11 protein-coding genes are annotated in these 12,439 nt (G+C 30.3%); 9 read left to right on the forward strand and 2 right to left on the reverse strand.

What is annotated here, in order from left to right; genetic code table 11:
• Window positions 1-11: 11 nt before the first annotated feature.
• From cadF to FBF10_RS07610, 9 genes are all read left to right on the forward strand, one after another.
• On the forward strand, window positions 12-971 hold the full coding sequence (gene cadF / locus FBF10_RS07570; RefSeq protein ID WP_002851185.1) for a fibronectin-binding outer membrane protein CadF: 960 nt from the start codon (window positions 12-14) through the stop codon (window positions 969-971).
• Window positions 971-1,612: an HAD family hydrolase gene (locus FBF10_RS07575; RefSeq protein WP_002887739.1), complete on the forward strand. Its 642-nt coding sequence runs from the start codon at window positions 971-973 to the stop codon at window positions 1,610-1,612. Before cadF ends, FBF10_RS07575 begins: the two co-directional genes overlap by 1 nt.
• Window positions 1,613-1,704: 92 nt before the next feature.
• Window positions 1,705-5,265, forward strand: coding sequence for a pyruvate:ferredoxin (flavodoxin) oxidoreductase (gene nifJ / locus FBF10_RS07580; RefSeq protein WP_002887741.1), 3,561 nt, complete (start codon window positions 1,705-1,707; stop codon window positions 5,263-5,265).
• A gap of 23 nt (window positions 5,266-5,288) precedes the next feature.
• The gene (locus tag FBF10_RS07585; protein ID WP_002855438.1) at window positions 5,289-5,600 is read left to right on the forward strand and encodes a hypothetical protein; all 312 of its coding nucleotides are present in this window, start codon (window positions 5,289-5,291) and stop codon (window positions 5,598-5,600) included.
• Window positions 5,578-6,990: a pilus (MSHA type) biogenesis protein MshL gene (mshL, locus tag FBF10_RS07590; RefSeq protein ID WP_002855316.1), complete on the forward strand. Its 1,413-nt coding sequence runs from the start codon at window positions 5,578-5,580 to the stop codon at window positions 6,988-6,990. Before FBF10_RS07585 ends, mshL begins: the two co-directional genes overlap by 23 nt.
• A complete protein-coding gene (locus FBF10_RS07595; protein ID WP_002851464.1) occupies window positions 6,983-7,591 on the forward strand; it encodes an ATP-binding protein in 609 nt (202 codons plus the stop codon). Before mshL ends, FBF10_RS07595 begins: the two co-directional genes overlap by 8 nt.
• Before the next feature lie 3 nt (window positions 7,592-7,594).
• Complete coding sequence (locus tag FBF10_RS07600) at window positions 7,595-8,182, forward strand: membrane protein (RefSeq protein ID WP_002851370.1); 588 nt, start codon at window positions 7,595-7,597, stop codon at window positions 8,180-8,182.
• Window positions 8,172-9,731: a GspE/PulE family protein gene (locus tag FBF10_RS07605; RefSeq protein ID WP_020247122.1), complete on the forward strand. Its 1,560-nt coding sequence runs from the start codon at window positions 8,172-8,174 to the stop codon at window positions 9,729-9,731. Before FBF10_RS07600 ends, FBF10_RS07605 begins: the two co-directional genes overlap by 11 nt.
• Window positions 9,728-10,909, forward strand: a complete 1,182-nt coding sequence (locus tag FBF10_RS07610) for a type II secretion system F family protein (RefSeq protein WP_002868229.1) — start codon at window positions 9,728-9,730, stop codon at window positions 10,907-10,909. Before FBF10_RS07605 ends, FBF10_RS07610 begins: the two co-directional genes overlap by 4 nt.
• Here the strand turns inward: FBF10_RS07610 and FBF10_RS07615 are convergent.
• Window positions 10,902-11,666 carry a TSUP family transporter gene (locus tag FBF10_RS07615; protein WP_002855821.1) on the reverse strand — a complete coding sequence of 255 codons (765 nt, stop codon included), beginning with the start codon at window positions 11,664-11,666 and terminating at the stop codon, window positions 10,902-10,904. The genes FBF10_RS07610 and FBF10_RS07615 overlap by 8 nt on opposite strands.
• Window positions 11,667-11,669: 3 nt before the next feature.
• Window positions 11,670-12,434 (reverse strand): TIGR02757 family protein, encoded by a 765-nt coding sequence (locus FBF10_RS07620; RefSeq protein ID WP_002851318.1) that lies wholly within the window; start codon window positions 12,432-12,434, stop codon window positions 11,670-11,672.
• Window positions 12,435-12,439 lie beyond the last annotated feature (5 nt).

The raw sequence follows: 12,439 nt of genomic DNA on the forward strand, positions 1-12,439 counted from the left end.
AGGTTTTTTCTATGAAAAAAATATTCTTATGTTTAGGTTTGGCAAGTGTTTTATTTGGTGCTGATAACAATGTAAAATTTGAAATCACTCCAACTTTAAACTATAATTACTTTGAAGGTAATTTAGATATGGATAATCGTTATGCACCAGGGATTAGACTTGGTTATCATTTTGACGATTTTTGGCTTGATCAATTAGAATTTGGGTTAGAGCATTATTCTGATGTTAAATATACAAATACAAATAAAACTACAGATATTACAAGAACTTATTTGAGTGCTATTAAAGGTATTGATGTAGGTGAGAAATTTTATTTCTATGGTTTAGCAGGTGGAGGATATGAGGATTTTTCAAATGCTGCTTATGATAATAAAAGCGGTGGATTTGGACATTATGGCGCGGGTGTAAAATTCCGTCTTAGTGATTCTTTGGCTTTAAGACTTGAAACTAGAGATCAAATTAATTTCAATCATGCAAACCATAATTGGGTTTCAACTTTAGGTATTAGTTTTGGTTTTGGTGGCAAAAAGGAAAAAGCTGTAGAAGAAGTTGCTGATACTCGTGCAACTCCACAAGCAAAATGTCCTGTTGAACCAAGAGAAGGTGCTTTGTTAGATGAAAATGGTTGCGAAAAAACTATTTCTTTGGAAGGTCATTTTGGTTTTGATAAAACTACTATAAATCCAACTTTTCAAGAAAAAATCAAAGAAATTGCAAAAGTTTTAGATGAAAATGAAAGATATGATACTATTCTTGAAGGACATACAGATAATATCGGTTCAAGAGCTTATAATCAAAAGCTTTCTGAAAGACGTGCTAAAAGTGTTGCTAATGAACTTGAAAAATATGGTGTAGAAAAAAGTCGCATCAAAACAGTAGGTTATGGTCAAGATAATCCTCGCTCAAGCAATGACACTAAAGAAGGTAGAGCGGATAATAGAAGAGTGGATGCTAAATTTATTTTAAGATAATGAATAAAACTATTTTATTTGATTTAGATGGCACTTTAATTGATTCTACTGATGCTATTTTAAATTCTTTCCAAGGAGCTTTTAAAGCCCTTGGATTAACTTCTAAAAATAATGAAGAAATCAAAAATCTCATAGGTTATCCTTTAGAGCAAATGTTTAGAATGCTTTATCCAGATAAAGTAAATTTAAGTAAAGAATTTGTATTAGCTTATCGTGAAATTTATGCGCAAATTTATTTAGAACAAACCACTCTTTTGCCTAAAGCAAAAGAAGCATTAGAACTTGGAAGCGAAATTGCAGATCTTGGTATAGTTACAACAAAAGGAGGTAAATTCACTCCGATTCTGCTTGATTATTTGGGAGTTAAAAAATTCTTTAAAACTTTAATTACTCTTGAAGATGTCATAAATCCAAAGCCAAGTTCCGAACCTATAATTTTAGCCTTAAAAAGACTCAATAAAACTCAAGAAAATGCCTATATGATAGGCGATACAATATTAGATATTCAAGCTGCAATTTCTGCTAATATCACTCCTTTGGCCTTAACTTGTGGCTATGGCAATGAAAATGAATTAAAAGCTCATTCTATGGTATTTTTAAATGCATATGAGGCTGTTAATTATATAGCTAGATTAAACTAATTTCAAGTTTTCGTTAAACGCCTTTTAAGAGAATTTATAGTAAATTGATAGCTAAAAAATTATAAAAATTATCAATATAAAGGAAGGTCTCAATGGGTAAAATTATGAAAACTATGGACGGAAATGAGGCTGCTGCATACGCTGCGTATGCTTTTACTGAAGTTGCTGGAATTTATCCTATTACACCTAGTTCTCCTATGGCTGATTATACCGATATGTGGGCAGCTGCAGGAAAAAAAAATCTTTTTGGAGTTCCTGTAAAAATCGTAGAAATGCAAAGTGAAGCAGGAGCTGCAGGTAGTGTGCATGGATCTTTACAAGCTGGAGCTTTGACTACAACTTATACGGCTTCTCAAGGATTACTCCTTAAAATTCCAAATATGTATAAAATAGCAGGTCAATTACTCCCCTGTGTAATCCATGTAGCAGCGCGTTCTTTGGCTGCTCAAGCTTTGTCTATCTTTGGTGATCATCAAGATATTTATGCAGCAAGACAAATTGGTTTTGCTATGCTTTGTTCGCATTCTGTGCAAGAAACCATGGACTTAGCTGGTGTAGCACATTTAGCTGCAATTAAGGGAAGAGTGCCATTTTTACATTTTTTTGATGGTTTTAGAACAAGCCATGAAATTCAAAAAGTTGAAGTAATGGATTATGCGCATTTTGATAGATTATTAGATAGAGAAGCTTTGCTTGAATTTAGAAATAATGCTTTAAATCCAGAAAATCCAAAAACACGCGGAACAGCACAAAATGATGATATTTATTTTCAAACTAGAGAAGTAAGCAATCGTTTTTACGATGCTTTACCTGATGTTGTTAATGAATATATGCAAGAAATTTCAAAAATTACAGGTAGAGAATACAAACCATTTACTTATTATGGTCACAAAGAGCCAGAGTGTGTGATTGTTGCTATGGGTTCTGTAACTCAAGCACTTGAAGAAGTGGTGGACTATCTTAATGCCAAGGGTGAAAAGGTAGGGATTTTAAAAGTTTATCTTTATCGCCCATTTAGTTTAAAATATTTCTTTGATGTTATGCCAAAATCAGTGAAAAAAATCGCGGTTTTAGATAGAACCAAAGAACCAGGAAGTCTCGGAGAACCACTTTATCTTGATGTAAAATCAGCTTTCTATGGAAGAGAAAATGCTCCTGTTATAGTGGGTGGAAGATACGGACTTTCTTCAAAGGATGTTGATCCTGCTCAAATGATAGCAGTATTTGAAAATCTTAAACTTGATAATCCAAAAGATAGCTTTACTGTAGGTATAATTGATGATGTAACTCATACTTCACTGAGTACTGGAGAGAAAATTTCACTTGGAGATGAAAGTACGATCGAATGTTTATTTTACGGACTTGGTGCTGATGGAACTGTGGGCGCAAATAAAAACTCGATTAAAATCATCGGAGATAAAACGGATTTTTACGCTCAAGCTTATTTTGCTTATGATTCTAAAAAATCAGGGGGTTATACAAGAAGCCATTTAAGATTTTCTAAAAAACCTATCCGTTCAACTTATCTTGTTTCAACTCCGCATTTTATCGCTTGTTCGGTAGCGGCTTATTTGGAAATTTATGATGTTTTAGCAGGAATTCGCAAAGGAGGAACTTTCCTTTTAAATAGTATTTGGAATGCTGAAGAAACCATAAGACAACTTCCAGATGCAGTAAAGAAAACTTTAGCTGAAAAAGAAGTAAATTTTTATATCATCAATGCAACCAAACTAGCTCGTGATATAGGTTTGGGAAATCGTACAAATACCATTATGCAATCAGCCTTTTTCAAACTTGCAAAAATCATTCCTTATGAAGACGCACAAAAATACATGAAAGAGCTTGCGTATAAATCTTATAGTAAAAAAGGCGATGCTATTGTAGAAATGAATTACAAGGCTATTGATGTGGGTGCTGATGGACTTGTAAAAGTTGAAGTGGATCCAAATTGGAAAAATTTAGAGCTTAAAGAAAAAGAACAAACCAATGCCTATAAAGGTACTGAATTTGTTGAAAAAATCGTAAAACCTATGAATGCGGCTAAGGGTGATGATTTACCTGTTTCAGCCTTTTTAGGTTATGAAGATGGAAGTTTTGAACACGGCACAACCGAATACGAAAAACGCGGTGTTGGGGTTATGGTACCAAGATGGATAGAGGCAAATTGTATCCAATGTAATCAATGTGCTTCAGTTTGTCCGCATGCTGTTATCAGGCCATTTTTGATTAATGATGAAGAAATGGCAAATGCACCTCGCGGTGTAAAAGATCATGCTTTAGAAGCTAAAGGAACCAAAGGAGAAAAATTAAGCTTTAAAATTCAAGTTTCTCCACTTGATTGTACAGGCTGTGAGCTTTGTGTTCATGAGTGTCCTACTAAAGAAAAATCTTTGGTTATGGTACCACTTCAAGAAGAGATGGATTTTGGTGAGCAAGAAAATGCGGATTATTTATTTAAAGAAATCACATACAAAGATGATATTTTAAATAAAGAAACTACAAAAGGAGCACAATTTGCCCAACCTTTATTTGAATTCCATGGAGCTTGTCCTGGATGTGGAGAAACTCCTTATATTACTTTAATTACAAGATTGTTCGGTGAAAGAATGATTGTGGCTAATGCGACAGGTTGTAGTTCTATTTATGGGGGTTCAGCTCCATCAACTCCTTATAGAAAAAGTGTGAAAAATGGACACGGTCCTGCTTGGGGAAATTCACTTTTTGAAGACAATGCTGAGTTTGGTTTGGGTATGAAAATTGCAACTGAAAATACAAGACACCGCATTGAGCATATCATGAATGAAAGTATGCAAGAAGTTCCAAATGCTTTATCAGCTCTTTTTAAAGATTGGATTGCAAATAAAGACAATGGTGCTATGTCTGTGGAAATTAAAGATAAAATGATCCCTATTTTAGAGCAAAATAAAAATATTAAAGCCGTACAAGATATATTAGAGCTTAAACAGTATTTAAGTAAAAAATCTCACTGGATTTTTGGTGGTGATGGTTGGGCTTATGATATAGGCTATGGCGGACTTGATCATGTTTTGGCAAGTGGAGAAAATGTAAATATTTTAGTGCTTGATACAGAAGTTTATTCTAATACAGGCGGTCAAAGTTCAAAATCTTCTAGAACAGGAGCTGTAGCACAGTTTGCAGCAGCAGGCAAACCTATACAGAAAAAAGATCTAGGTCAAATTGCTATGACTTATGGTTATATTTTTGTAGCACAAGTAAATTCAACGGCAAATTATACTCATCTTATCAAAGCTATCACTGCAGCTGAGGCCTATGATGGACCATCTTTGGTGATTTGTTATTCTCCTTGTATAGCTCATGGTATTAAAGGTGGGCTGGGTTACTCAGGAGAGCAAGGTGAGCTTGCTACAAAATGTGGTTATTGGCCACTTTATACCTTTGATCCTCGTTTAGAAGAGCAAGGAAAAAATCCTTTAACTCTAACAGGAAAAGAACCTGATTGGGATTTATATGAGCAATTTTTGATGAATGAAGTGCGTTATAATTCACTTAAAAAAGCAAATCCTGAACACGCTGCTGAGCTTTTTGAACGCAATAAAAAAGACGCTCAACGTCGCTATAGACAGCTTAAGCGTATCGCTATGGCTGATTATAGCAATGAGGTCGAAAGCTGATAAAATATATTTTTAGTGCTACATTGTGTTTTAGCACTTTGTTTGCACAAGATAATTTTGAAGAGTATTTTAAACTTATAGATAAAGAAAATCGTATAAATTTTAATACTCTTCAAAACCCATTTGTGAATCCTACTTTTGAAAAATTAAGACATATTAAAATTACTGCAATTATGCTTGATAAAGTAAAAATTTATGATCGATGGTATAAAAAAGGTGATATGATTGATGATGCTATAATATATGAAATAAATACTAAAGAGATTAAATTCCAATATGATAATTTAGAAATTGCAATCCAAATAAATAAAAATGATAAGATTAATATTAATTAACATTCTTTTTTGCCATTATCTTTATGCTTTAGATTGTCAAAAGCGTCTTTTTGATATCAGTATTAATGAAAAATTAAGCATACAAGAAAGTCTTGATGAGCTTGCAAAATATTGTTCTTTTAGTATTATTGTTAAAGATAAAATTGCCAAAGAAAAATTAGAAATATTGCAAAACTCTGTCAATATTCATCAAATGAGTTTAGACGAAATTTTTAATTTTTTTATCAAAGAGCATGATCTTAGCTATGATTTTGATGGTAAAATTTTAAGAATTTCAGGCATTAATACGAAGATTTTTAAGATAAGTTATATCACTTCTATCAGAGAAGGACAAAGCATAACTAAAGCGTCTGTAGACGCTAAACCAAGGCAAAGTGAATATAGCGGTAGTTTTGATGACGCAGAAGACAATATGATTAAAAGTATGGAAAAATTTGATTTTTGGCAAAATATAGAAAAAGAGATTATTGTATTATTAAAAAATTCTCATGAAGATTATGAGGCTAAAATTCCCATTATAAATCCCAATGCAGGTCTTATTATAGTAACTGGAACAAATTCTCAGTTAAAAAGTGTGAAAAATTATTTGCAAAAACTAGAAAATCGTCTTAAAAAACAAGTTATTATCGATGTTAGCATACTTGCTGTGAGTTTAAATGAAAACCATTCTAGTGGGATTAATTGGCAAAATTTTAATATAGGTTTAAATTCGCAAGTAAATAATGAAAATTCTTTTATTCAGTTTCAAAATGGGCAAGGTTTTGTTAAGAATTTGGGTTTAAGGGCGAATTTAAATTTTGATTCTATTATTAACTTTCTTTCTCAAAATGGAAAAACTAGCGTGCTTTCTAATCCAAAGCTTATGGCTTTAAATAACCAACAAGCCATTATTTCTGTAGGTGATACTATAAATTATCAAGTTAAAGAAAGTTCTAAAGGCACTGAAAATGGGACTACTGTTAGTGAAAGTTATAACAATTATTCTATTTTTGTAGGCATTTTACTCAATATCTTGCCTGAAATTTCTGATGATGGAAAAATAATGCTCAGGATTAATCCAAGCTTAAGTGATTTTAAGTATCCAGAAGATAATAAACGACAAAAAGAACCAAGAACTATTGCTCCTGATACCATACAAAAAAAGCTTTCTAGTGTTGTGCAAGTAGAGAATAATCAAACTTTAATTTTAGGTGGATTGATTTCTCACGATAAATCTAATGAGAAAAATTCTATCAATTTTCTATCAAAAATTCCAATCCTAGGTTCTTTGTTTAAAGGAGAAGTTTTAAATTCTAAAGCAACCGAAATTGTTTTTATTATCACTCCAAGTATAGTAGATAGTGTAAATGCTCCAAGTCTTAAAGATCTAGGATTTAAGCATTATGAGTAAAATTATTCCATTTAGAGAAGAAATTTTTCATCAAATCAATCAAATTTTAGAAAGCCAAAAAGCTTTTATTTTTTTATGGGGAAAAAGTGGTAGTGGTAAAAGTGTATTGTTGCAAAGATTGGCAAAAAAATATAATGTTGATTTTATTAATGAAAATTTTAAAGATCAGAGTTTCTTAAAAGAAAAAATTGAGTTTTTGATTTCACAAGGTCAGAGTTTAATCATTCTTGATGAAGTGGGAATGTATGATTATGCAATGCTAGAAAGCATCAGGATTTATAGTGATTCTATAAGTTTTGTTTTAAGTTCTCATAAAAAGTTAAATATACTTAAAAAAGAGCATTTTAAAAGTCGTTTAAGTGCTTGTTTTAAATTGAAAAATATTAGTCTTTTAGAACTTGATGATTATATTAAATTGAAATTTGGAATGAATTTTTCAAATAAATGTCTTAAGTTTTTACAAAAAATTTCTCAAGGAAATTTAAGATATATTGATAAAACTTTAAAAAGTTTTTATGAGATAAATAGTTTTTTTGATAAAAACAAAAGTCAAGAGTATATTTTAAAGCTTAGTGCTTTAGAGAATGGCTTATTAAGGTAAGATATGCAAGAAAGAATTAAAGAGCTTGAGCTTAGGTATAAATACTTTTTACTTAAAAAATATTTAAAATATTTATTATTAATTATTCTAATATCAGTAATAGCATTTTGTTTTTTTGTGCTAATGCAAAAATATAATAAGCAAAAAAATATTTATTTGCAGGCTATTGAACATAAAAAGCATTTGGAGCAAAAGATTCTTCAAGCGCAAATTTTACAAGAAAAAAATAAGATTTCTAGGGAAAAGTTATATAAAGAACTAGAAGAAGTTAAAGCGGTGCAGGAAAATACACATATTAGCAAGATAGAAATTGATTCTAAAATTTTAAATATTTCTGATTTAAAAAAATCTTTTTATCAAAATCCAAGCTATGAAAAGGCATTAAATTTAGCTAAGAAGTATTTTGATATTAAAGCTTATCAAAAGACAATATTTTGGGCTTTAAAAGCCAATGAACTTGACAAGCAAAAACAAGATTCTTGGCTGATTTTTGCTCAGGCTAAAAGAGCTTTAGGCGAAGAAAAAGAAGCTCAAAGTGCTTTAGATGCTTATATAAATTATTATGGTTTAATGGAATTAGATGGAAAGTAGAATGGATAAAATTTTTCAAGCTTATATTGATAATGAAATAAGTCTTGATGAAATTTGCACTAAATTTAATATCACTTCTTGGGATTTTTTTAACAAATTAGCAAATTTTTGTAATTTGCATTTTGTTGATTTAGATGAAGATAATGATTTTATTTATGAAGGTATACCTTTTTCTTTACTTTTAAAATTTAAATTTCTGCTTATTAAAAACAATGACGGCTTTATGATTATTAGATCCAAACCTTGTTCTTTAGAGCTTTTAGAGCAAGTTAAGACTTTTATGATTTGTGAAAAAATCGACACTGCAATTGCCGATGAATTAAAGATAGCTAAAATTTTAAATCAAATTCGCATTCAAGAGGAGATTAAAAGATTAAGCATTAAGCTTAGACTTGAATGGCAAGAAAATCACAAAAGAGATGATCAAAGTTGCATCAGTCAAATTTTTGATTTTTTATTACATGAAATTTTATCTTTTCATGCGAGTGATATTCATATAGAAGCAAGGAATGATGACGCTTTGATTAGATTTAGGGTTGATGGAATTTTGCGTGAATTTGCTATTTTTGAGAAGGATATTTATGAAGCTTTGGTTTTTCATGTCAAATTTTTAGCTTGTTTGAATTTAGCTGAATCAAGAAAAACGCAAGATGGAAGTTTTGAATTAGATTTTGAAAATGAAAGATATGATTTTCGTGTTTCATGTTTGCCTTTGATTTATGGTGAAAGTGTTGTTATAAGAATTTTAAAACATGATAAAGAAATTTTGGATTTGTATAAACTAAATTTTGGAGATAAAAATTTAGAAATTTTAAAAAAGATTTTACATCGTCCCAATGGAATGATTTTATTAACCGGTCCTACAGGTAGTGGTAAAAGCACAACTTTATACGCGTGTTTAAATGAGTTGAAAAGTATTGAAAAAAAGATTATTTCCGCAGAAGATCCTATAGAATATAAAATTCCTTTAGTGCAGCAAATTTTGCTCAATTCAAAAGTTGGAGTCGAGTTTAATAGTGTTTTAAGAGCAATTTTAAGGCAAGATCCTGATATTATCATGATAGGAGAAATTCGCGATGAAGAAAGTTTAGATATTGCACTTAAAGCTTCTTTAACAGGTCATTTGCTTTTAAGCACCTTGCATACTAATGATGCTCTTAGTACCATTGATAGGCTTTTGGATATGCAAGCAAAAAGTTACTTGATAGCATCGGCTTTGAGTCTTGTTATAGCACAGCGTTTGGTTAGAAAACTTTGTCCTTGGTGTAAGCAAAAAAGCAAAAAACATTATATTGAATTTGAAGGTGAATTTTTTGAACCAAAAGGATGTGAGCGTTGTCATCATAGTGGATTTTTTGGCAGAGAATTAATCGCTGAGTGCTTAGAGATCAATGAAGATTTATCTTGTGCAATTAGGGAAAATCAAGATAAAACGATTTTAATGGAGCTTGCAAAAAAATATGGCTTTCAAACTATGTTTGAACAAGGTTTAAAAAAAGCCAAAGAAGGTCTTACAAGTATAGATGAGCTTTTAAGGGTTGTAAGATGAAATTTTATGAAGTAGAATTTCTTAAAAACAATCAAAATTATACAAAAACTATAAAAGCTGAAAATTTAAATACAGCACAAGCAAAAGCCTTATCAAAGAATTGGAAAATCATTGATATAAAAGAAATTCAAAAATCTAATTTTCAGAGATTAAAAGATGAAAATTTTATACTCTTTTTTAAAGAGCTAGCTTTGTTGTGTGAAGTTGGATTAAGTGTTCAAGAGGCGATTAGAGAATTATATCTTATGCACTCTTGCAAGATTATGAAAAAAATATTAGACAATTTAATTTTAGCCCAAAATCTAAATCAAGCTTTTGAAAATGCTAATTTTGGATTAAATCGTGCGGAGTTAGCTTTGATTAAAACGGCTGAAAAGACAGGAAAAATCAGTGAAGTGTTTAGTCAAATTTCTAAACTTCGAGAAAAAAGCTTAGAGAGTCAAAAACAATTAAAAAAGGCTTTTAGATATCCTACTTTGGTTTTTTTAAGTATTATCGGAGCATTTTTGTTTTTAATGCTTTTTGTAGTGCCTAATTTTAAAGATTTATTTGAAAATTTAGGCGCGAGTTTGCCTTTTATCACGCATGTAATGTTAGAAATTTATAATTTTTTAGATGACTATGGAATTTTTTGCATATTTTTGTTTGTTATTTTTATTGTTATGCTTATTTTAGCTTATAAAAATTTTCATTCTTTTGCTTTTTCTTGCGATTTTTTATTTTTAAAAGTACCTTTGATTTCTCGTTTGATTATTTATAATCAAAATTATTATTTTTTTATGGTTTTTTCTTTGCTTTTAAAAAATGGAATTTCAATATCTAAAGCTTTTGATTTAGCTATTATAGGGCTTGAAAATAAATTTTTAATTTTTCAGTATAAAAAACTTTTTAGTTTTATAGATTCTGGTCTTGAGTTAAGTCAGGCTTTTAAAAAGATTGATATTTTTGATTCTTTGGTGTTTTCTATGCTTAGCGTTGCGATGAAAAGTGGAAGACTTGAAGTATTAAGTGAAGAAATTGCCAAATATTATCAACAAAAAAGCGAAAATTTGATGGATAGATTTTTGATTTTTTTAGAGCCTATGATGACTTTATTTGTAGCGCTTTTAGTTTTGTTTTTGGCTTTAGGTATATTTTTACCTATGTGGGAGCTTAGCTCAGGGGTCAATTTTAACTAAAATAATCCCAAGCTACTTTAATAATAGTAGCTCCTACAACGATTAAAAATAAAGTTTTTATAAACTTTCCATTAGTTTTTAACACAAGTTTTGAACCCAAATAAGCTCCTAAAACTTGTCCTACACCCATAAGCAAACCTACAGCCCATAAAAGTTCATATTGCCATAAAAATATAGCAAGAGCAATGATGTTGCTTGTGAAATTTAAAATTTTAGTATTAATGCTCGCTTTTCTCATATTAAAACCTAGTAGCATCACACAAGCAAAAATCCAAAATGAACCCGTTCCAGGCCCTAAAAATCCATCATAAAATCCTAAAGTTAAGCCACAAATTAAATGAAAAATTTTGATATTTTTTATTTTAGGTTCGCTTTCGTGTTTGCCTAAGTTGGGACGTAAGGCTGTATATAAGAAGGTAAGAGTTAAAAAGATTAAGATAATAAGCTTTAATTGCTCATCTTTTACAAAAAGAACACTATAACTTCCTATAGCTGCTCCTAAGGCTGTGAAAAAAACACCCCAAGCAAGATGAGGTAGAGTGGTGGATTTAAAATAAGTTAAAGTAGCCGTAAAAGAACCAAAGACGCTTTGGAGTTTGTTTGTTGCTAAGGATAAATGCGCAGGAATTCCACAGGCTATGAGTGCTGGTAGAGTAATAAGTCCTCCTCCACCTACAATAGAATCTATAAAACCAGCAAAAAGAGCTACAAAAAAAAGTATGAAATAATAAATCGTATTTAAGTGCTCAAAACCCATTCTTCACTCCTTAAATTTGTCAATTTCCTTACTTTGCCCTAAACGATAGAGTGCAAAGTCATATTTTATGGGATCATTTGCATCTAATTTTTTTAAATTTTGTGTGAGTTCTAAAACACTTTTATAATCATATATTTTACGCTTTAGAAGTCCTAAAGTCAAGGAAATTTTATGTGCATGTGTATCAAGTGGAATTAAAAGATCTTTGGTGTGAATTTTGGTAAAAAGTCCAAGATCAAGTTCATCTTTTCTAACCATCCATCTTAGATACATATTATAGCGTTTAAGAGGTGAAGTAGGAGTGTTTTGCCAAATTTTTCCAAAGAAAAAATCATATCCATAACTTGAATATGAATTTAAGGTTTTGATTTTTTGCATAAAAGCTAAGATGGCATCTGTGGTATTTTCTCTTTCTTGATAGGCTTGATAAAAAAGTTCGTAGAGTGAAATTTCATTTTTCAGCCTTGAAAGAGTGATAAAAATTTCTTGTATATCTTTTTCATTTTGGAAGCGGTATTTTAAATTTTTAAGTTCTTTTTTTATTTGTTTTTCTTGAAGGTTTAATAAAGAAAAATCAAGTTTCTTTAGAAAATTTACTATATTTTTAGCATTTCCATAGGCAAATAAAGCACAAATTAAGGCAATAAATTCATCATTGTGAATTTTAGCAATTTGCAAAGGATCTGGAGTTTCAAAAAGGGAATGATTGGTATTTTTTTGATTGGCTAAAAAATCGAGCTTAGCTTTAAGATGGATAAAATTTTTCATTTGAT

It is taken from the genome of Campylobacter sp. CFSAN093249 (assembly GCF_011067895.1).
In the GTDB taxonomy this organism is placed as follows: Bacteria; Campylobacterota; Campylobacteria; order Campylobacterales; family Campylobacteraceae; genus Campylobacter_D; species Campylobacter_D jejuni.

Coding starts and splice junctions, on each gene's coding strand:
- cadF (WP_002851185.1), top strand. CDS start 12: ATGAAAAAAATATTCTTATGTTTAGGTTTGGCAAGTGTTTTATTTGGT.
- FBF10_RS07575 (WP_002887739.1), top strand. CDS start 971: ATGAATAAAACTATTTTATTTGATTTAGATGGCACTTTAATTGATTCT.
- nifJ (WP_002887741.1), top strand. CDS start 1,705: ATGGGTAAAATTATGAAAACTATGGACGGAAATGAGGCTGCTGCATAC.
- mshL (WP_002855316.1), top strand. CDS start 5,578: ATGATAAGATTAATATTAATTAACATTCTTTTTTGCCATTATCTTTAT.
- FBF10_RS07595 (WP_002851464.1), top strand. CDS start 6,983: ATGAGTAAAATTATTCCATTTAGAGAAGAAATTTTTCATCAAATCAAT.
- FBF10_RS07600 (WP_002851370.1), top strand. CDS start 7,595: ATGCAAGAAAGAATTAAAGAGCTTGAGCTTAGGTATAAATACTTTTTA.
- FBF10_RS07605 (WP_020247122.1), top strand. CDS start 8,172: ATGGAAAGTAGAATGGATAAAATTTTTCAAGCTTATATTGATAATGAA.
- FBF10_RS07610 (WP_002868229.1), top strand. CDS start 9,728: ATGAAATTTTATGAAGTAGAATTTCTTAAAAACAATCAAAATTATACA.
- FBF10_RS07615 (WP_002855821.1), bottom strand. CDS start 11,666: ATGGGTTTTGAGCACTTAAATACGATTTATTATTTCATACTTTTTTTT.
- FBF10_RS07620 (WP_002851318.1), bottom strand. CDS start 12,434: ATGAAAAATTTTATCCATCTTAAAGCTAAGCTCGATTTTTTAGCCAAT.